The organism is Acinetobacter beijerinckii CIP 110307, assembly GCF_000369005.1.
Taxonomy (GTDB): domain Bacteria; phylum Pseudomonadota; class Gammaproteobacteria; order Pseudomonadales; family Moraxellaceae; genus Acinetobacter; species Acinetobacter beijerinckii.
In genome coordinates this window covers 380,060-402,315 of the sequence record NZ_KB849765.1, presented here as the reverse complement: position 1 = coordinate 402,315, position 22,256 = coordinate 380,060, and the positions used below count along the sequence as shown (strand labels likewise).

Annotated in this window: 15 protein-coding genes; 14 read left to right on the top strand and 1 reads right to left on the bottom strand. The window is 40.9% G+C overall.

The annotated features are described in order from the left end of the window. Positions 1 to 9 precede the first annotated feature (9 nt). The 5 genes from ftsI to F933_RS07455 are packed head-to-tail and all read left to right on the top strand — an operon-like array spanning position 10 to position 6,774. Positions 10 to 1,839: a penicillin-binding protein PBP3 gene (gene ftsI, locus F933_RS07475; protein WP_005059955.1), complete on the top strand. Its 1,830-nt coding sequence runs from the start codon at positions 10 to 12 to the stop codon at positions 1,837 to 1,839. 7 nt (positions 1,840 to 1,846) lie between these two features. Continuing rightward, positions 1,847 to 3,346, top strand: coding sequence for a UDP-N-acetylmuramoyl-L-alanyl-D-glutamate--2,6-diaminopimelate ligase (locus F933_RS07470; protein ID WP_005059953.1), 1,500 nt, complete (start codon positions 1,847 to 1,849; stop codon positions 3,344 to 3,346). Positions 3,347 to 3,368: 22 nt separating this feature from the next. Further along, positions 3,369 to 4,778: a UDP-N-acetylmuramoyl-tripeptide--D-alanyl-D-alanine ligase gene (locus F933_RS07465; RefSeq protein WP_005059951.1), complete on the top strand. Its 1,410-nt coding sequence runs from the start codon at positions 3,369 to 3,371 to the stop codon at positions 4,776 to 4,778. Next, the gene (gene mraY, locus F933_RS07460) at positions 4,779 to 5,897 is read left to right on the top strand and encodes a phospho-N-acetylmuramoyl-pentapeptide-transferase (protein ID WP_005052225.1); all 1,119 of its coding nucleotides are present in this window, start codon (positions 4,779 to 4,781) and stop codon (positions 5,895 to 5,897) included. It abuts the gene before it with no gap. 58 nt (positions 5,898 to 5,955) lie between these two features. Beyond that, positions 5,956 to 6,774: a putative RNA methyltransferase gene (locus F933_RS07455; RefSeq protein ID WP_005059949.1), complete on the top strand. Its 819-nt coding sequence runs from the start codon at positions 5,956 to 5,958 to the stop codon at positions 6,772 to 6,774. 13 nt (positions 6,775 to 6,787) lie between these two features. On the opposite strand, the gene ponA is transcribed toward F933_RS07455, so the two are convergent. Continuing rightward, the gene (gene ponA, locus F933_RS07450; RefSeq protein WP_005059947.1) at positions 6,788 to 9,376 is read right to left on the bottom strand and encodes a penicillin-binding protein PBP1a; all 2,589 of its coding nucleotides are present in this window, start codon (positions 9,374 to 9,376) and stop codon (positions 6,788 to 6,790) included. A gap of 162 nt (positions 9,377 to 9,538) precedes the next feature. Here ponA and F933_RS07445 point away from each other — a divergent pair, with 162 nt between their 5' ends. From F933_RS07445 to gltB, 9 genes are all read left to right on the top strand, one after another. Continuing rightward, positions 9,539 to 10,597: a pilus assembly protein PilM gene (locus tag F933_RS07445; RefSeq protein WP_005052218.1), complete on the top strand. Its 1,059-nt coding sequence runs from the start codon at positions 9,539 to 9,541 to the stop codon at positions 10,595 to 10,597. Continuing rightward, the gene (locus F933_RS07440; RefSeq protein ID WP_005059945.1) at positions 10,597 to 11,241 is read left to right on the top strand and encodes a PilN domain-containing protein; all 645 of its coding nucleotides are present in this window, start codon (positions 10,597 to 10,599) and stop codon (positions 11,239 to 11,241) included. Before F933_RS07445 ends, F933_RS07440 begins: the two co-directional genes overlap by 1 nt. Then, entirely contained in the window at positions 11,238 to 11,972 is a 735-nt protein-coding gene (locus F933_RS07435; protein WP_005052213.1) for a type IV pilus inner membrane component PilO, read from the top strand. The genes F933_RS07440 and F933_RS07435 overlap by 4 nt, the downstream gene beginning before the upstream one ends. A gap of 2 nt (positions 11,973 to 11,974) precedes the next feature. Continuing rightward, a complete protein-coding gene (locus F933_RS07430; RefSeq protein WP_005052211.1) occupies positions 11,975 to 12,502 on the top strand; it encodes a pilus assembly protein PilP in 528 nt (175 codons plus the stop codon). A gap of 61 nt (positions 12,503 to 12,563) precedes the next feature. After that, complete coding sequence (locus F933_RS07425) at positions 12,564 to 14,696, top strand: type IV pilus secretin PilQ (protein ID WP_378236437.1); 2,133 nt, start codon at positions 12,564 to 12,566, stop codon at positions 14,694 to 14,696. Between the two features lie 10 nt (positions 14,697 to 14,706). Next, on the top strand, positions 14,707 to 15,273 hold the full coding sequence (gene aroK, locus F933_RS07420) for a shikimate kinase AroK (RefSeq protein WP_155757334.1): 567 nt from the start codon (positions 14,707 to 14,709) through the stop codon (positions 15,271 to 15,273). 13 nt (positions 15,274 to 15,286) lie between these two features. Beyond that, the gene (gene aroB / locus F933_RS07415; protein WP_005059938.1) at positions 15,287 to 16,369 is read left to right on the top strand and encodes a 3-dehydroquinate synthase; all 1,083 of its coding nucleotides are present in this window, start codon (positions 15,287 to 15,289) and stop codon (positions 16,367 to 16,369) included. Positions 16,370 to 16,388: 19 nt separating this feature from the next. Further along, entirely contained in the window at positions 16,389 to 17,270 is an 882-nt protein-coding gene (locus tag F933_RS07410; protein WP_005059936.1) for a hypothetical protein, read from the top strand. A gap of 460 nt (positions 17,271 to 17,730) precedes the next feature. After that, a complete protein-coding gene (gene gltB / locus F933_RS07405) occupies positions 17,731 to 22,209 on the top strand; it encodes a glutamate synthase large subunit (RefSeq protein ID WP_171065953.1) in 4,479 nt (1,492 codons plus the stop codon). Positions 22,210 to 22,256: the final 47 nt, after the last annotated feature.

The following is a 22,256-nucleotide window of genomic DNA, read 5'->3' as shown; positions in this document are numbered from 1 at the left end:
GCATGCTGTATGGCTGATAAGAGAACTAAACCAATACGAAAAAAACAGCAGTCCATTTCGGAAAAGCCAACCCTTGCCTTGGATATGTGGCGCTTTTACCTACTTTGGGGAACGGTGCTTCTTTGTTTTGTTGTGCTGGTTGCTCGTGCTTTTTATGTGCAAGTTGTGAATAAAGACTTTTTGCAAAATAAAGCCAATGCCAATATTTTGCGTACAGAACGCCTTGAAGCAATGCGCGGTGTGATTAGTGATCGGCATGGCGTGCCTTTAGCGATTAGTACGCCAATCATGAAAATTGTGATTGATCCAAGAGATTATTGGGAAACCAAACATTTATACGATGAGATCACCGCAGAACTCAAAAAAGATCCCACCAATCGTAAACTTAAGCGTCAATTGCCTGATAAAAATCTAAATTTAGACGAGTTAGCCGATGCAGTTGGTATTGATCGTCAAAGTTTAAAAAAACAAATGAATGATCGTCCGCGCTCACGTTATTTGGTATTACAGAAAGAAATTCCACCACAGCAAGCAGATTTAATTACCAAGCGAAACTTTCAAGGCGTCTATGCTGAGAAAAGTTATAAGCGTTACTATCCGCAACCTCAGCCGAATGCTCAAATTATTGGATTAACCAATAGTGAAGGTACAGGCATCGAAGGTTTGGAAATGCAGCTGAATAAACAGTTGTCAGGGATGGATGGTGAGCAGAAAATTATTCGTGATAAAAAAGGCAACCGTTTAAAAGTTTCTGAAGTAATCAAAGAAGTCGAGTCTGGCGAAAATATTACCCTAAGTATCGACTCTCGTTTGCAATACATTATGTATCGTGAGCTTACTGCCGCTGGTGTTGCGAATAATGCACGTTCTGCTACAGCGATTACGGTTGATGTGAAAACTGGTGAAATTTTAGCGATGACCAGTTGGCCATCGTATAACCCAAATGATAAAAATGGTCTTAGTAATAAAGATGCGATGCGTAATCGTGGCGCAATTGATATGTTTGAGCCAGGTTCAACCATGAAGCCATTTACTGTGGCTGCTGCCTTGGAAAGTGGTAAATATACACCGAATACTATTGTCAATACCTCACCAGGTTCCATGAAGCTTGGATGGCATACGATTCGCGATACACATAATTATGGTGCGCTCACCCTGACAGGCGTTATTGTTAAGTCATCTAACGTCGGTTCAGCAAAACTTGCTTTGTCTTTGCCTAAAGATACGGTTCCTTCATTCTTTAGGCGTGTCGGTTTTGGTCATCGTTCAGACGTGAAATTTCCAGGCGAAAGTGCTGGTTTATTGTACTCTGGTGATAAATTAAATCCCTCACAATTGGGTACGATGGCATATGGTTATGGTCTTAACGCAACGATTTTACAGCTTGCACAGGGCTATGCGATGTTGGCAAATCACGGTGTTGAAATGCCACTCAGCTTGCGCAAATTAGATAAAGCACCTGAAGGAAAACAGGTGCTGAGTCCAAAGATTGCTGACGAAGTTTTATTAATGCTAGAGCAAGTGACCATGCCTGGAGGAACAGCGAAACAAGCAGTCATTCCTGGTTATCGTGTAGGTGGTAAGACGGGTACAGCACATAAATTACGTGCTGATCGTAAAGGATATTCGAGTAATGAATATCGTGCACTGTTTGCTGGTGTTGCACCGATCAGTGATCCCCGTTTAGCCATAATTATTGTTGTTGAAAATCCACAAGGTCGTTATTACGGTGGTCTCGTTGCTGCACCAGTGTTTGCACGTATCATGCAAGAATCATTGCGCTTGTTGAATGTTCCGTTAGATAGACCATTAGATACTTCTATACAATCCAAACCGTAGGTAAATTATGTCGATTAGTTTTCAACAGATACATCCGATCAGCATAGATACGGCTTGGTATACACAGCCTTTTCATGGCTTTTGTTTGGATAGCCGTAAAGTTGAACAAGGGCAAATTTTTATTGCTTTAAATAGTTATAGTCAAGCAGAAAAAACACGCCAATTTGTTGAAGATGCTTTGAAGGCGGGTGCGTTGGCGGTGATTAGTGAAACGCCATTAGGTCTCGCAAATGAATGGGTTTGTGCTGATGTCCGTTATCAAATGGGCGAATGGCAAAAGCAATATTTACAAGGGACCGATCCTGTTCAGCCATTACGTGGTATTGCGGTGACAGGAACCAATGGAAAAACCACAATTTCACGTCTGATTGCGGAGCTGATTAGCTCACAAGGCAAAGGCTGTGCAGTGATGGGGACTACAGGTAACGGTATTTTACCGAATTTAATGCCATCTACGCATACTACTTTGGATGCGCTGCAATTACAGCATGCCTTACATGACTATGCTAAACAAGGCGCAAGTTTTGTCGCATTAGAAGCCAGTTCACATGGTTTGGAACAAGGGCGCCTTAATGGTTGTGCGCTTGAAATTGCAGTGTACAGTAATTTAAGTCGTGATCATCTAGATTATCACGGTACTTTAGAAGCTTATGCTGAAGCCAAAGCCTTATTATTCAAATTCACCACTTTAAAGGTTGTAGTAATCAATTTGGATGATGCGCATGCGCATCTGATGTTGAATGCGGCTCAAACGAATCCTTCACAACCTAAAATTTTAACTTATTCATTGACGAAGGCGAGTGCGGATTATCATATCTCAGATTTGCAATATCGCTTGAGTGGAGCAAGTTTCACGCTGATTAGCCCAACAGGTTCTTATGCAGTACAAAGTCCTTTATTGGGACATTTTAATGTAGAGAACTTATTGGCAAGTTTGATTGCAGCAGAATATACCGGTTTTGCCTTGGCTGATTTAGTCGAGTTTGTTCCGCAATTGAAAGGTGCACCCGGTCGAATGCAGGTGATTCAAGATGCTGAACGATTATTTGTCGTGGATTATGCACATACACCTGATGCCTTGGTTCAAGTGCTGACAACATTGAAACGTCATGTCAATGGGCAGTTATGGGCAGTATTTGGTTGTGGTGGTGATCGTGATCGTGGCAAACGTCCACTCATGACTCAAGCAGCACTAGATCATGCCAATCCTGTTGTTCTGACCTCGGATAATCCACGAACTGAAAATCCTGAACAGATTTTTGCAGATATGAAAAATGGTATCTGTTTTATTGATCATGTTGTGCATGAAATTCGTGATCGCCGTGAAGCTATTAAATTTGTGGTAGCGCAAGCTCAAGCGGGTGATATTGTGGTGATTGCTGGTAAGGGGCATGAAAATTATCAGGAAATTGATGGGGTTCGGCATTGGTTTGATGATGTGGTTGAGGTGCAGTCTGCAATTGATGCACAGCCGCACTCTGTAGATTCAGCTTATCCTGCGCAATAAGGTTAAAAGGTAAATAAAGCGTATGCATACTTCAACCACCAGTACCGTTCCATTAGAACCTTGGACAGCAGAACAATTACAGCAAGCGACTCAAGGGCAGTGGTATCAACAGAATATTCCACAAGGTGAAATTAAGCGTATTTTGACTGACTCGCGTCATGCCGAAGCTGGAGATGTTTTTCTTGCTTTGCAAGGTGAGCGCTTTGATGCACATAACTTTGTAGCACAAGTGGCGATACAAGGATGTCAAATTGCGATTGTCGAGCGTCCAATCGATGCTGATATTGCGCAACTGATCGTGAAAGATACTCGTTTGGCTTTGGGGCATCTAGGGGCTTATCGTCGTCAGCAAAATTCACAGCTCAAAGTGATTGCTCTCACAGGTAGCAGTGGTAAAACCACCACCAAAGAAATGTTGGGCAGTATCTTGTCTCGTTTAGCTCCGACGTTAATTACGCGTGGTAACTTAAATAATGATTTAGGTGTGCCGATGATGTTACTTGAGCTACGTTCAGAACATCAGTTTGCCGTTATGGAGTTGGGAGCAAGTCATCAATGTGAAATTGACTATACCTCTCATTTAGTTCAACCACATGTTGCAGGTATTTTGAATATTGGTACTGCACATTTAGGTGAGTTTGGTGGGCGTGAAGGTATTTGCCGCGCCAAGTCAGAAATTTATGCACATATACTGTCACAAGGTACTGCAATTGTTCCTGCGGACGATGATTTCAGCACAGTTATTCGTGAAAATGCTCAAAGCCATTCAATTTTAAGTTTCGGTGATGGTGGGGATGTGTTTGCGACAGATGTTGAATTGCATCCTCAGTCAGCAAAATTTAATTTACACACTCCGCAAGGTATGCGTACAGTAGATCTTCCGTTTGCAGGTGTGCACAATGTGCAGAATGCGACAGCGGCGACAGCGTTTGCCTTAGCAATTGGAATTGCGCTGGATGACATTATTCATGGTTTAGAACAAGCTCAGGGTGCTAAGGGGCGTTTGAATTTTATTCAACACTCAAATCATCTGTTTATTGATGATACTTATAATGCCAATCCCACTTCAATGCGTGCCGCAGCTGAAGTGCTCGCGCAGCAAGCGGGGATTAAAGTCATGATCATTGGGGATATTGGTGAGCTTGGGGATACGGCTGCACAACAACATTATTTGTTGGGTCGAGATTTAGTTTCGCTTCAGGGTATTCATTTTGTAGTTGCAGTAGGTGAATTTTCACCAGCAACACAAGAAGGTGCGAGAAGCACGCAGTACGGCAAAAAATTACAGGCTTTTCTTAATCAGGAACAAGCTTTGTCGTTTTTGTTTAGTTTAGTAGAAACACATCAACCACAGCACATGAGTTTCCTATTTAAAGGTTCTCGCTATACCCATATGGAAACGTTGATGGCTGATTTGATGGAGAAAATTTAAATGTTGTTATGGTTATTTGAACAATTGGCAGGCTATAACAGCTCATTTCAAGTTGTTCGTTATTTAACACTGCGCTCTTTACTCAGTCTATTGACGGCTTTAGCGATTGGACTGGTGTTAGGACCAGTGATGATTCGTAAGTTACAAGCCCTGAAATACGGTCAAGCAGTCAGTTCATTTGCACCAGAGAATCATGCCAAAAAAATGGGTACGCCAACGATGGGAGGGATTTTAATTTTACTCTCGATCGGGATTAGTACATTGTTATGGGCTGATTTATCTAACCCTTATGTGTGGATCGTGTTGGGGGTAATGGTTGTATTCGGTGCAGTTGGTTGGGCAGATGATTGGATTAAAGTACGATATAAGGACAACGCAGGTTTACCCGCACGTAAGAAATTTTTCTGGACATCTGTAGCATCTTTAGGCGCAGGTGTTGCGCTATATGTTATTGCAAAACAGCAAGATAGTATGGTTCATACGGCCAATATGTTGGATTTGCTCATCCCGTTCTTTAAAAATTTATCGATACCACTTTCTGTTGTTCCATTCGGACTTGCATTTATTGTTTTTACGTATCTAGTGATTAACGGTGCATCTAATGCTGTCAATCTGACGGATGGGCTAGATGGACTGGCCATCATGCCAATTGTCATGGTTGCAGCTGGGTTAGGTGTATTTGCTTACCTTTCAGGTGATATTCGATTTGCCAATTATTTGCATATTCCTTACGTGAAATACACTTCTGAACTGGTTGTTATCTGTTCAGCAATGGTTGGCGCAGGTTTGGCATTCCTTTGGTACAATGCACATCCAGCACAAGTCTTTATGGGCGACGTCGGCGCATTGGCTTTAGGTGCTATGCTGGGCACGATTGCTGTGATGGTTCGCCAAGAAATTGTTTTTGCAATTATGGGCGGTGTATTTGTGATGGAAGCAATTTCTGTGTTCTTACAGATTGGTTCATTGCGGATGCGTAATAAGCGTGTCTTTTTAATGGCACCGCTACATCATCATTACGAAAAACAGGGATGGAAAGAAACCCAAGTCGTTATTCGTTTCTGGATTATTACCATTTTCCTCGTTGTATTGGGGTTAATGACCTTAAAATTACGTTAAACCAAGATTCATAAAAAGAAGCTGGTGATCACCAGCTTTTTTTGTTTGGAGAAAATAGATGAGTTTATTGATGTGTCCTGTTTGTCGCCAGACATTGAATCTAATTGAAAATTCGTGGCGATGTGAAAAAGGGCATCATTATGATGTTGCCAAACAAGGTTATGTCAATTTACATGTCGTTCAACATAAACACAGTAAGAACCCTGGCGATACGGCAGAGTCTGTGCTGGCAAGGCGTGAATTTTTACAAGCAGGATTTTATCAGCCTTTACAACATGCGATCGTTGAATTGCTACAAGAGTTAAAGCCTCATGCCGTTTTAGATATTGGCTGTGGTGAGGGCTATTATACCAATGCGATGCAGCAGCATACCCAGTATTGTATTGGAGTAGATATTGCAAAAACAGCAGTTCAAAGAGCAGCAAAGCTGAATTCAAAGGTGACATGGATTGTGGCAACAGGAGCAACTCTACCTGTTCAAGATCATTCAATCGATGTATGCACCAGTTTATTTAGCCCTATCCCGCAAGATGAAATTATCAGAGTGCTAAAGAAAAATGGTCATTTAATTGTGGTAACACCAGCACCAACACATTTATTCCATCTTCGTGAAGCGCTATTTGAACAGGTAAATTTACATGAACCACAGAAGTTTGTAGAACAGCTTGATGCCCAATTCGAAATCAAACAATCCAAGCTGGTCGAAGCGGAATTGTTATTAGATCATCAAGCCTTAAATAATTTGATTGCAATGACACCGTATGCTTACAAAGCCAGTTTAGAAAAAAGACAAGCACTGGAGCAAAAGCAGCAATTTGCTGTGACTGCTGCATTTCAGATTTATGTATTTGAAAAAAGAAAAAAGCCATCAAATTGATGGCTTTTTTGTGTTACTGGATTTCGTTGATTAGATTTTCAATTCCATCTCTTTCTTTTTGGGATTTGGTTGGTTGAGCACCAGATCCCATCGTTGGTGGTTGGGTTCTTGATGGGACAATAATTTCTTCATTAGCAGAAGGCGTTGTGCCAGGTAGATCTGAAAAGTCATTTTCAGTTGAGCGTGGTGCTATTGGTGGAGCTGGACGATAGAGTGGGCGAGCCAATGGTGGTGAAGCACGATATTCTTTTTTATCTTCATTTTGTTGGACTTGCACTTGATCACGAGAAATTGGATCTTTAGCATCTTTATCCAAGCGAACCCATGCCGAAGGCGTATCTTTGAGTGAGCTCGCCATGAAATTTGTCCAAATTGGGAGCGCAGCAACACCACCATATTCTCTGCGACCTAATGTTCTAGGCTGATCAAATCCAACCCAGGCAACGGCAACCAATTTTCCATTAAATCCAGCGAACCATGCATCTTTTGCATCGTTGGTTGTACCTGTTTTACCACCTAAATCATCACGACCGATTTTAAGTGCTGCACGACCTGTACCATGTTGAATCACGTCACGTAAAATATTTGCCATATCGTAAGCGGAACTTGATTTAAGAATGCGTTGCGCTTGGCGATAGTCGCTATTTGTTTTATTGGTATTCTCGATGCTAGAGGTTGTAATTGTAGGCTCTGAAACAGCTGCTTGCCCCTCTAATGTTTGATTGGTAATTTCTTGTACAGTACCTTGCTCTGATTCTGAAGATGCTTGTGAATTAGCATCTGGATTACTTATGCAAGGAATACATGCATAGTCAGGTTTTGCTTCATAAATGACTTTGCCAGCCGCGTCTTCAATTCGTTTAATAAAATGTGGCTGAATGCGATAACCACCATTTGCGAAAGTGGCATAACCCGTTGCCATCTGAATAGGAAGTACTTGTGGTGTACCTAGCGCAATTGTGTAGTTACGTGGAATTTGTTCATCTTGTAAACCAAAGTCCATAAATAACTGGCGTGTACGTTCGATTCCAACATTTTGTAGTAAGCGAACAGAAACCGTATTTCGAGATAAATACAAAGCTCTTCGCAAAGGGATCATGCCAAGATAGCGGCCATCTGAGTTTCTTGGTGACCATTTTCCAATGGTAATCGGACTGTCATTGACCATGCTATAGGGTGTCATGCCACGCTCTAAAGCCAATGCGTAAACGAAAGGTTTAATGGTTGAGCCAGGTTGTCTCCATCCTTGAATAGCACGGTTAAATTTAGATTGATAAAAATTATAACCACCGACGACGGCCTCTATAGCACCATCATTTGGATTTAAGGCAATCAATTGTCCTTGAACTTTAGGAACCTGAACTAAAGACCATACTGTTTTGTTTTCATTTGGGCGTAAGCGAATAATATCTTTTACTTTAACAATTTGGGATGCATTTGATGGACCGCCACCCACACTATTGGCATTGCGATAAGGTCGAACCCATGACATGCCAGACCAATTTACAGTAACAGTTGAACCATCCTGCATGAGTGCATCAAAAGAATTTTTATTTACTTTTACCACTTGTGCAGGGTAGGTATTCGCATACGCCATAAACTCATTCAAGGGTTTGTCATGTGCTTCAGGACCACGCCAACCATGACGACGATCATAGGCTTCAAGTCCATCCTGTATAGACTTTTCTGCATAACGTTGACGATTACTATCGATAGTCGTATAGACTTTATACCCAGAATCAATCGCTTGCTCACCGAAATGTTGAACCAGTTCAGAGCGAACCATCTCACCTACATAAGGAAATACATTGCTGACTGAGCGATCAATCATATTTAAATTAATAGGTTCAGCGACTGCTTTTTGGTATTGCCCTTGATTAATATAGCCCAGTTGTAACATGCGACCTAAAATCCAATTTCGTCGTTCCAGCGCTCTTTCTGGATTGACGACAGGATTATATTTTGAGGGTGCTTTAGGGAGACCTGCGATCATTGCCATTTGCGCGATCGTAAGCTGGTTAATGTTTTTGTTGTAATAAATCCGCGCAGCTGCCGCAATTCCGTAAGCATTTTTACCTAAAAAGATTTTATTTACATATGAGCTTAGAATTTCTTGTTTTGTTAGATTTTGTTCAATTTTTCGAGCAAGAAATACTTCAGTGAGTTTGCGTCGTAATGTACGTTCTGGGCTTAAATAATAGTTTTTTGCCACCTGCATGGTAATGGTTGAGCCCCCAGTTTGGACATCAGAACCTGTTACTGATTCGGTAATAGCCCGCCCGAGTCCTTTAAAGCTAATGCCATTATGCTCAAAAAAGGAAGAATCTTCAGCTGCTAAGAATGCATGAATAAATGTTGGTGGAATTTGCTCATAGGTGACAGGAATAGAAAGTTTGCCCCCATACTCTGCAATTAACTTCTCATCAGCCGTGTATACCTGTAATGGTTTTAATAAAGGCGCCTTTTTTAATGAGCTCATATCTGGCAGTGATGGCGCGAGATAGAGATACATGCCATAAAATCCCATTGGAAGTGAGACTAAGATAATAATAATGATCAAAAAAAATGGGCGAACAATACCAGAACTGGATAGCTTTTTCATAATAAGTAAGTTTTAATAAGAGCGAATGGCAAACTAATTGTGGTCAGTATATCCTTTAGACATACGGATTGTTAGATGAGATATTGTATCCGTATTAATTAAAGACCAAAACAAATTAGTGGGTTGTATTTTTGGGGATAAAAAAATAAATAGGAAAGTACTGTGCTCAGGTTATATCGTAAACCAAATAAGGGGTTAGTGGGGGTCGATATTAGTTCGACAACTGTTAAATTATTGGAGCTCTCTGTAAAGAACGGTAGATATTGGGTTGAAAGTTATGCTGTGATGCCGCTGCCTGAAAACAGTGTTGTCGAAAAAAGCATTTTAAATCCAGAAGCAGTAGGTGATGCCCTTGAAAGAGTGGTGAATCTTGCGAATCCGCATACCATGAATGTGGCAATTGCGGTACCTACCTCAATGGTGATTCATAAAACCATTGAGATGGATGCTGACATGACAGCAGATGAACGAGAAGTTCAAATTCGCATGGATGCCGAGCAATACATTCCGTTCCCATTAGATGAAGTTAGTCTTGATTTTGAAGTCTTATCTGACAAATTGGCCAATCCAAACCGAGTGAATGTCCTTTTGGTGGCAACGCGCACCGAAAATGTTGATACACGAGTAGAAGTTTTAGAACTTGCGGGATTGACTGCTAAAATTGCTGATGTTGAAAGTTATGCCATGGAGCGTGCATTTAGTGTGTTTTCAGACACACTTCCAATGGGTGCCAATACTGTTGGTATTCTAGACATTGGTCATACCATGACAACGCTATCTGTGATGCAGAAAGGTAAAATCATTTATACGCGAGAACAAGTCTTCGGTGGGCGACAATTGACCCAAGATGTTCAAACTCGATATGGTTTGTCTTTTGAAGAGGCGGGTCGAGCGAAAAAAGAACGAACGCTTCCAGATGATTATGATACCGAAGTTCTTGAACCGTTTTTAGATGCTGTTGTACAACAAGCAGCACGTTCACTACAGTTCTTCTTCTCCTCGTCACAATTTAATGAAATTGATCATATTTTGCTGGCTGGTGGTAATGCAAATATTCCTGGTTTAGCGAAGTTATTACAACAAAAACTCGGTTACCGTGTAACGATTGCCAATCCATTTTTACAAATGGGCTTTTCTCCGCAAATTGATATTAAAAAAATAGAAAACGATGCCTCATCATTAATGGTGGCATGTGGTTTAGCATTGAGGAGTTTTGATTAATGGCAAAGATTAATTTACTCCCTTGGCGTGATGAGCTAAGAGAACAAAGAAAGAAACAGTTTGTCGCATTTTGTGTTGGGGTCGCTGCATTAGGGGTTGCATCTGTATTTTCTGGATGGATGTATTTTGATCATAAGTTGAATGATCAAGAGCAGGCGAATCAACTGATTGTAAGTACAAATCAAAACTTAGATACACAATTAAAAGCGCTTGATGGTTTGCAAGAACGTCGTAATGCAATTATCGAGCGAATGAAATTAATCCAAGGTTTACAAGGTCAACGTCCTGTTACTGTTCGTTTGGTAGATGAGTTGGTTCGAGTAACACCACCAACAATGTACATTACAAAATTTAGTCGGACAGGTGATAAATTTTCGATTGAAGGAAAAGCGGAAAGTCCAAATACAGTCGCTGAATTACTACGTAATTTAGAGGCTTCGCCTTGGTATCGTAATGCGTTTATGAACTCGTTTTTAGCGGCGGAAGAGAAAAAAGATAAAACCGCAAGCTCACTGGTTCCTCGCGTCGAAGAAAACTATGGAAGCTTTGTTGTCACTGTAGATTTAGGTGAGATCGGTACGACGGAACAAGCTGATCCTGCATTAGAAGCCGTTGCATCAGGAACAGTAGGGGTGGCGAAATGAACCTAGATAAATCAGATGATTTAAATCAAGACACCGTTGCTGCAAAGAAAAAGAAAATGACGGTGGAGCAGTTCTTCCAACAGTTTAATACTTTGGATATGAATAATTATGGCAGTTGGCCTTTATCTGTCAAGATTACCACTTGGATTTTTATTTTCTTAGCTGTTGGCGCTCTCGGTTATTTTGTAGTGATTAAGTCGCAATTAGAATCAATTGCTAACGCACAAGCGAAAGAACAAAGTTTACTCAACGAGTTTCGTGAAAAAGAATCTAAGTTGCGTAATTTGCAACAATATCAAGCACAATTGCAAGAGATGGAAGCGAACTTTAATCAGCAACTCGAACAGCTGCCTAAAGAAACTGAGATTCCGAGTTTAGTCGAAGACATTAATTTGACAGGTGTTAATTCTGGACTGAAATTTAAGAATATCCGCTTAGAAAATGAAGTGAAGCAAGAGTTTTTTATTGAGCAGCCGATTAGTATTGATGCTACAGGTGATTATCATGCTTTTGGTGCTTTTGTGACAGGGATTGCAGCATTACCGCGTATCGTAACTTTGCATGACTTTACTGTTGAAGCATCTGCTGATAAAGAGAAAAAGTCTGATATTCCAGTTGTGAATTATTCAATAAAAGCTAAAACCTATCGTTATGTTGGTGCTGATGAACAAGCGAATGCTGATGTTGCAGCTCAACCTGCTACAAATCCACCTGCTCAAGGAGGAAAATAGTAATGAATAAAAATAAATTATTACTTACTTTGTTCGTTGGGATTGGTTTGGTTGGTTGTGACTCGCGTATTGATGCGGTCAATCAACAAATGGCTGACATTCGTAATCAACCGCCATTACCGATTGAGCCTGCGCCAATTTTCACCCCTGTACCGTTATTTAATTATTCTGCTCATCAGTTAAAAAGCCCATTTATGCCAAGTTCTTTAGCCGCAGAATTGAAAATCATGGCAGGAAAACGTGTTTATCCGAATTTTAATCGTCAACCACAGCCACTTGAAAGCTACGCTCTTGAATCATTAAATATGAAAGGTAGTATGCGTGGTAAAGGAAATGACACGATTGCATTAATTCAAACACCTGATCGACAAATTGAGCGTGTACAGGTCGGAAGTTATTTGGGGATGAATCAAGGGCGAATTATTAAAATCAGCCCGACTCAGATAGATTTGGTTGAAATTGTTCCAGATGGGCGAGAAGGTTATGTGGAGAGACCAAGAACACTCGTTTTAATCGGGCCAGCACCGTAAGATTAAGGGAATAACAATGAAAAAACAGTTTAAAGATTCTTTATTTGGGGAAGCGAAGACCATGAATCATGCATTCCGTCAATTTTCTATGGGTGCTGTCGCTATTGCTATGATGCAAATAGCATCCGCACAGGTCAGTATGACGAATATTGTACCTATGAATTTAGCTGAGCAAGGAACGGAAATTCGAGTCATGTTTAATGGCTTGCCTCCGCAGCCACAAGCTTATCAACTGGAACAACCTGCACGCTTAATTTTAGATTTTGATAAAGCACAGCAGACATTGAAACAAAGTTCAATCCCTGTATCTACGGCAGAAGCGAGTTCTGTCGAGGTAGCTGCTGATGATCAACGCTCACGTGTTATTGTGAATTTGAAAGATGCGGGCGCCTTTACAACACGTGTCGAAGGAAATACCTTTGTTTTAAAAATTAATTCAGCTCGACCTTCAGCAACAAGTGCAACTCAGACAATTGCACGACAGCCTCAGCAAGGAGTTTCTAATATTGGTTTTCAGCGAGGAAATCAAGGTGAAGGTTTAGTTGTTATTGATTTATTGGGCGGCAACACGCCAGTTGATGTACAACAGCAAGGTAGTAAGATTGTTGTTCGGACCATGGGGAATAAGATTCCGACCCATCTTGCACGTCGTTTGAATACCAATGATTTTGCAACGCCTGTTGCCAGTATTGATGCTTATAATGATAAAGGTAATGGCGTTATTACTATTCAGTCTGCAGGTAGCTATGAATATATGGCTTATCAGGCTGAAAATAAATTAACCATTAGCCTAAAACGCCCTGAAGATAAGTCACCTGCAAAAGCAAAATCGCAAATCTATACTGGAAACAAGATTTCCCTAGATTTTCAGGATATTGAAGTTCGTCGAGTCCTTCAATTGCTTGCGGATTTTACTGGCATCAACATGGTGGCTGCTGACACTGTACAAGGTAATATTACTTTGCGTTTAAAAGATGTGCCTTGGGATCAAGCATTAGATATCGTGCTTAAAACCAAGAATCTAGATAAACGTCGTAATGGAAGCGTAATTTGGATTGCTCCTGTTTCTGAGCTAATTAAATCAGAAGAAGAAGAAGCCAAAGCCATTGCACAGAGTATTAAATTATCTCCAATTCAATCTGAGTATATTAAACTTAGTTATGCGAAAGCAGTTGATATCTTGAAGTTGATTGAAGATTCTCGTGATGGTAAAGGCGCGATGGCAAATCGGACATCAAACTCAGATTCTCTTGCCTTGGAAAGTTTATTAAGCCCTCGGGGTAGTGCTGTCGCGGACACAAGAACAAATACTTTAATTGTAAATGATACTGCTCAAAATATTGATAAAATTAGAAAAATGGTAGATTTACTGGATGTTTCCGTAAAGCAAGTGATGATTGAAGCTCGAATCGTAAGTGCTAGTACAGATTTTACCAAAGAAATGGGAGTTAAATGGGGTATTTTGTCGCAAGGAATCACCAGAAATAATGATCTGTTAGTCGGCGGAAGTGATACGACACTTTGGAATTTGAGAAAACCAGAAAAAGATAGTGATACTGGGGGATGGAAGTATGAGATTGAACGCCCAGACAATTTAAATATAGATTTAGGTGCTGTGACTCCTGGTGCAAGTCGTATTGCTTTTGGTTTGATTAGTTTGTCTGATTTTATGTTGGATTTAGAGCTTTCAGCAGTTCAAGCTGATGGTTATGGCGAGGTGATTTCAACACCAAAAGTTATGACTGCTGATAAGCAATCTGCAAAAATTGAGTCTGGTACACAAATTCCCTATGCATCTTCCTCGGGTGGCGGCGCAAATGCAGTGCCAAAAACTGAGTTTATTAATGCAACTTTAAGCTTGGATGTCACTCCAAGTATTACCCCTGAAGGTAAGGTGATGATGAAGTTGAATATCACCAAAGATGCACCAGGACAACCGACACCTACAGGTCAGTTAACGATTAATAAAAATTCAATTGATACCAATGTATTGGTTGATAACGGTGAAACTGTTGTGTTAGGTGGGATTTTTGAGCAAGAAAATCTCAACTCGCAAACTAAAGTTCCTTTCTTGGGTGATATTCCTTACCTAGGGAAATTGTTCCGCCGCGATACAAAGAAAGATAGCAAACGTGAACTTTTAATTTTTGTGACACCGAGAATTGTTAATGACACTTTGACGAGAAATCATTAATATATTTTCAATAATCGCAATTAATATAGGTGGCGCGTTGCCAAGCAAAGCGTTTGAATCCCTACCAAATATATATTTGGTAGGGCCAATGGGGGCAGGTAAAACAACGGTTGGTCGACATTTAGCAGAATTGTTAGGTCGAGATTTTATTGATAGTGATCATGAAATCGAGCGAAAAACAGGTGCTACTATTCCATGGATTTTTGAAAAAGAAGGTGAAATGGGATTTCGTCTCAGAGAGACGAATGTACTGAATGAATTAACGAATCGTCCTATGCTAGTTTTAGCCACTGGTGGTGGTGCGGTTACACAAGCTGAAAATCGAAACTTTTTAAAACAACGCGGTATTGTGGTCTATCTATATACGCCTGTAGAACTACAATTACAGCGAACCTATCGCGATAAAAATCGTCCATTATTACAAGTAGAAAATCCAGAGCGAAAATTACGTGACTTATTGGAGGCACGTGATCCATTGTATCGTGAAGTTGCACATTATATTATCGAAACAAATCAAGGTGCTGCTCGAGATCTAGCACAACGTATCTTACAAGTTATTTTATCTAAACAAGTTTAGTGGTTTTTGGGTTATGCAAACATTACATGTTGAGTTGGGCGATCGTCGTTATCCAATTTTTATTGGAAGTCATTTAGATCCAAAAAAATTATTAAAGCCTTATTTGTTTGGTCGACAAGTAATGTTGGTTTCAAATTCGACGGTTGCTCCCTTATATTTACAACATTATGTGGATGCATTAACCCAATTGGATAAGCAAATTGCACAATGTATTTTGCCAGATGGGGAAAAATATAAAGATATCCAACATCTGAACTTAATTTTTGATGCATTGCTTGAAGCTGGTTTTAATCGGGATTGTACCGTGTTGGCATTGGGTGGTGGTGTAGTGGGTGATATGGCTGGTTTTGCATCAGCATGTTTTCAGCGGGGAGTGAACTTCGTTCAGATCCCGACAACATTATTGTCACAGGTGGATTCGAGTGTGGGTGGGAAAACGGGAATCAACCACCCTTTGGGCAAAAATATGCTGGGTGCTTTTCAGCAACCACAAGTGGTGCTGGCTGATATGGCACAACTCGATACCTTACCAGATCGAGAGTTATCTGCAGGTTTGGCAGAAGTAATTAAATACGCCTTATTAGGTGATGTGGATTTTTTGGTTTGGTTGGAACAAAACATTGACTCTTTAGTTGCCCGAGATGCTAATTTGCTTGCAGAGGCGGTATATCGCTCATGTGCGCACAAAGCAAGAATAGTTGCAAATGATGAAAAAGAACAAGGTGAAAGAGCCTTATTAAATTTAGGTCATACCTTTGGTCATGCGATTGAATCGTATCTTGGCTATGGCACTTGGTTGCATGGTGAGGCCGTTGCAACAGGGATGGTGATGGCTGCTGATTTATCCTATCGATTGGGGTGGATTTCTTCAGATGATGTTGAACGTACAAAAAAAATCATTCAACGTGCTCATTTACCGATATCATGTCCCGAAATTCCATTAGATGAATTTTTGGCTTATATGTCACATGATAAAAAAGTCTTAAATGGTCAATTACGATTGGTATTACTGAAAAAGTTAGGTCAAGCAGTAATTACCAAAGACTTTGATCTTGAGTTAATGAAACAATCTATTCTTGAAAATCAATCTGCATAAATAAAGTGTTGGAAAGGGCATGACTGCGTCACGATCAATTTGGCAAAATATACAACAATATAGCTGGTTAGTATTTGCTATTGCTTGCTTAGTCGCTGCATTGGTGTTTTGGGCTGTGACGGACAGTGATGCTTTGACTGAGGTTGAACCTCAGTCAAAATCTGAGGTTCAGGTACAAATTCAACCTGAAAAGGTTACAGCGATGACTCATTTAGGTGCATTGTCAGATGAGGTGCAACCTTTAGATTTAAGCACACGTGTTGTGGTTTCTAACGAGCATGCGCCTGAGTTTCGTGGAACAAAGTTTATTAAAGAGAATCAACGTCAATGGACGATGGAAATATTTCGTAGTTCTGACGAAGCAATTGTCAAAAACTTTTTACTCAATCGAGCAGATCGAAAACAGTTTTTATATTTTCGCTTGAGTGGTGAAGATCAAGCTGAACAATATGTTTTATCCTATGGCGTATTCTCTAATGACGAAGAGGCTAAACGCCGTTTTAATCAGTTAGCATTACAGCTTCCTCAGACCATTCAGCCCAAAGCACAGCAGTTGTCAGTATATTCTGAGTTTGTAAATGATTTAGGTGCTGATGAAATGAAGTCAGCTGCAAATCAATTGTATGCAATTCAGTTAAAGCCAGCTGCACTTCCTAAGATTGATGAGACCTTGCTACTAGGAAATCAGACTCAAAAGACCATAGCTCCAGAGATGGCGCGAGATGCCTCTACTTCGGTGCGAACAACAGTTACACAAAGAGATGCTGAGGGTAATATTGTCAATGTGAAGCGTAGTCAAACGGAATTGCCACGCAATGAGCCATCTAGTGCGCAAAATGCAGAAAAATTAAAAGAAAGTTCAGATTCTTCACGCCGAGAAGTGAGTGATCCGTTTAATTAAAATGCACCATTATTGGTCAATTTTAGTTCTTATTTGAAGCTATTGGCTTTTTTTTGGTGCGTTTCATTGCATTTTAATAATTTCTACCCCTCTTTTTTTTAATATTATTTTAACTTTTTTAATGATTTAGTAAAAAAATAATAACTTGGTATGTTTTTTGCTTAGTTGTGGTGCTAATTTGTCTGCTTATTGCCCTTTTTTGTGCTAAATGATTCATAAATTTAGTGAAATGGAAAGTTTTTATGCTTTACAAACATTTGTGAAGGTGTAATAACTGAAAACACTTTATATGGTAAATGCGCTGATTCTTGGAAAAGAAAGGCGTATATTGCAAATCCGCCAGTAAAAATGTTTTCGCGAAGCATTGAACTTTATATGAGTTGGTCGGCAATATCGCAGAAAATGAATTGATTGTTTGTTGCTCGAAAGAGCCATGTTGAAAGAAGGGTACGCTATGCACATGCCATCGCCTAATACTGTAGCTCCCGCTCAAGGTTTATATCAACCTGATGAGTTTAAGGATAACTGTGGTTTTGGTCTGATTGCCCATATGAAGGGTGAATCAAGCCATCATCTGGTCGAAACTGCGATTCACAGTTTAAGTTGCATGACGCACCGTGGTGGTATTGCCGCGGATGGTAAAACAGGAGATGGGTGCGGATTGTTGTTGGCTATGCCTAAACAGTTTTTCCGCGAAGAAGCTCAAAAACTTGGAACCAATCTGACTGAGATTTTTGCGGCTGGTACAGTATTCTTAAATATTGACCCTGCTTTAGCTCAGAATGCAAAAAACATCCTCAATAAAGAAATGGAAGCTGCCGGTCTGACTGTTGCGGCATGGCGTGTTGTACCAACAAATAATGACGCTTTAGGTGAAATTGCATTGCAATCTTTACCTGTGTTTGAACAGATTTTGGTTAACTGCCCAATGGGTTTAACTGAAGTTGAGTTTAATCGTAAACTCTTTTTAGCTCGTCGTCGTGCAGAACAACAATTACAAAATGATCCACTATTCTATGTCACTACTTTAGCGACTACAGTGATCAGCTATAAAGGTTTGATGATGCCAGCAGCAATTGCTGATTTCTATACCGATTTAGCAGACGAACGTTTGAAATCACACATTGTGGTGTTTCATCAACGCTTTTCAACAAATACATTGCCGCGCTGGCCATTGGCTCAGCCATTTCGTTACCTTGCTCATAATGGTGAAATCAATACCATTACTGCAAACCGTAATTGGGCATTGGCGCGTACTCCAAAATTTGAAAACCCATTATTGCCAGGGTTAACTGAATTAACACCGATTGTGAACCGTACAGGTTCAGACTCATCAAGCTTAGATAATATGCTTGAAATTCTTGTCGGTGGTGGCATGGATTTATTCCGCGCGTTGCGTATGCTTGTTCCACCTGCATGGCAAAACGTTGAAACTTTAGATGCGGATTTACGTGCGTTCTATGAGTTTAACTCTAAGCATATGGAAGCTTGGGATGGCCCTGCGGGATTAGTTATCCAAGATGGTCGTCATGCGATTTGTATGCTTGACCGTAATGGTTTGCGTCCAGCACGTTGGGTTATTACCAAAAATGATTACATCACACTGGCATCTGAAATTGGTGTGTGGGGCTATGAACCTGAAGATGTGGTATCTAAAGGTCGTGTAGGTCCTGGTCAAATTTTAGTCGTCGACACTTTGACTGGTAAAGTGCTTGAGACTAAAGATGTCAGCAATCATCTTAAAAATATGCGCCCATATCGTGAATGGTTACGTGATCATGCGATTCGCCTACAGGCAAATCCGCAGCTTGAAGAGGAATTAATTGATCAAGGCTTAACAGGTGATGCATTAAAAGCAGCGCAGAAAATGTTTATGGTGACATTTGAAGAGCGTGATCAAATTTTGCGTCCAATTGCAGAAAGTGGTCAGGAAGCTGTCGGGTCAATGGGTGATGATACGCCAATGGCTGTATTGTCGCGTCAAGTACGTCATGTGTCTGACTATTTCCGCCAACAGTTTGCACAAGTCACAAATCCACCAATCGATCCATTACGTGAATCGATCGTGATGTCTTTGGAAACGTGTTTAGGTCGTGAACAAAACGTATTCGAACAAGGTCCTGAGCACGCTGACCGCATCATTATTTCAAGTCCTGTATTGTCAAACTCAAAAATGCAGCAACTTCGTGATGTTGAAAAAGAACGTGAAGGTTATGGCGTTGTCGATATCGATTTGAACTATGCAGAAGCCGAAGGCTTACAAGCAGCAATTGCGCGTATTTGTGAAGAGGCTGCTCAAGCTGTTCGTGATGGTAAAACACTCATTGTATTAACGGATAAAAATTTCCGTGAAGGTTACTTGCCTGCAAATGCAGCATTGGCAACAGGTGCAGTTCACCATCATTTAATTAAAACTGGTTTGCGTACTGATGCGAACATTTTAGTTGAAACTGGTTTTGCTCGTGATCCACATCAATTTGCAGTATTACTTGGTTTTGGTGCGACAGCGGTTTATCCGTACTTAGCTTATGATGTCATCAATGATTTGGTTGCTAAAGGCGAATTGTTGGGTGATCCAATTCACGCACAAGCGAACTTCCGTAAAGGTATCGAGAAAGGCTTGCTCAAAGTTCTTTCTAAAATGGGTATTTCTACAGTTGCTTCTTATCGTGGCGGTCAATTATTTGAAGCGGTCGGTTTATCTTCTGAAGTGGTTGATAAATGCTTCCTTGGCGTACCAAGCCGTATCCAAGGTGCAACTTTTGTTGATTTAGAAAATGACCAAAAGAAATTGGCAACGACTGCTTGGCAACATCGTAAGCCAATTGATCAGGGTGGTTTACTCAAATTTGTATTTGGTAAAGAGTACCATGCGTTCAACCCAGACGTGATTAATTCACTGCATAAGGCGGTACGTTCAGGTCAATACCAAGACTTTAAAGAATATGCTGAGCTTGTTAATAACCGTCCAATCGCTACGATTCGTGACTTATTTAAGTTAAAAACGACAAATTCAATTGCTATTGATCAAGTTGAAAGCATTGAAGATATTCTTCCTCGGTTCGACTCTGCGGGTATGTCTCTGGGAGCATTGTCTCCAGAAGCACACGAAGCTATTGCCATTGCAATGAACACAATTGGTGGTCGTTCGAACTCAGGTGAGGGCGGTGAAGACCCTGCACGTTATGGCACGATCCGTAACTCGAAAATTAAACAGATCGCTTCAGGTCGTTTTGGTGTAACTCCTGCGTACTTAACCTCTGCTGAGGTATTGCAGATCAAAGTTGCACAAGGCGCAAAACCAGGTGAAGGTGGTCAGTTACCAGGTGGTAAAGTGAATGGCTTAATTGCACGTTTACGTTACTCAGTACCAGGTGTGACGCTGATTTCTCCACCGCCACACCATGACATTTACTCAATCGAAGATTTGTCACAATTGATTTTTGACTTGAAACAAGTCAATCCTCAAGCAATGGTTTCAGTGAAATTAGTATCTGAGCCGGGTGTCGGAACGATTGCGGCAGGTGTTGCAAAAGCGTATGCAGACTTCATTACCATTTCAGGGTATGACGGTGGTACAGCGGCATCTCCACTTTCATCAATTCACCATGCAGGTTCGCCATGGGAATTAGGTTTAAGTGAGGCGCATCAAGCACTACGTGTCAATGATTTGCGTGGTAAGGTTCGCGTACAAACTGATGGTGGTTTAAAAACAGGTCTGGATGTAATCAAAGCAGCAATTTTAGGTGCTGAAAGCTTTGGTTTCGGTTCTACACCAATGATCGCATTAGGTTGTAAATACCTGCGTATTTGCCACCTGAATAACTGTGCGACAGGTGTTGCAACGCAGCAAGATCATTTGCGTCAAGAGCATTATATTGGCGAGCCAGAAATGCTAATCAACTTCTTCAAATTTATTGCTGAAGAAACGCGTGAATTGTTAGCTGCATTAGGTGTTGCATCACTTAAAGACTTGATTGGTCGTGTTGATTTGCTTGAAGTTCTACCGGGTGAAACAGACAAGCATGCGCATCTTGATCTCAGTGCTTTATTAACCTCTCATCCTTCTGCTGAAGGTAAAGCGCAGTATTGCCAAGTTCAAGGTAATGCGCCGTTTGATAAAGGTGTATTGGCTGAGAAGATGGTCGCTGAAATGTTGCCAGCTATTGAAGCAGGTACAGGCGGTTCGTTTAACTTCACGGTGGGTAACTGTGACCGTTCGATTGGAGCGCGTATTTCAGGTGAAATCGCACGTCGCTACGGTAACTTGGGTATGGAAAATAGCCCAGTTGTGATGAATCTTGTCGGTACAGCAGGTCAATCGCTTGGTGTTTGGAATGCGGGTGGTTTGCATATCAAACTTGAGGGTGATGCCAACGACTATGTCGGTAAAGGTATGGCAGGGGGTCGCGTATCGATCTTCCCACCAAAAGGTTCGCCTTTCCAAACGCAAAATACAGCAATTATTGGCAACACCTGTTTGTATGGTGCGACTGGCGGTAAAGTATTTGCTGCGGGTACTGCGGGCGAACGTTTTGCAGTTCGTAACTCAGGTGCATTTGCGGTCATTGAGGGTGCCGGCGACCATTGTTGTGAATATATGACAGGTGGTGTGGTAACAGTACTTGGTAAAGTAGGTCATAATTTTGGTGCGGGCATGACTGGTGGTTTTGCTTATGTGCTTGACCTTGATAACGATTTTGTTGACTACTATAACCATGAGCTCATTGATTTAAATCGAATCTCGACAGAAGCGATGGAAGATCATAAAGAAAACCTGCTTCGTATTCTTGATGAACACATTCAAGAAACAGGAAGTGCTTGGGCATATAAAATCCGTAACGAGTTCGACTTCTATAGTCGTAAGTTCTGGCTTGTAAAACCGAAAGCTGCTAATTTGCAAACGCTTTTGAAAACAACTCAAGCTGACCCACAATAATTCCACGACTGCAAAGACATAGGCAGGTGCAGAGATGAAGGACATCG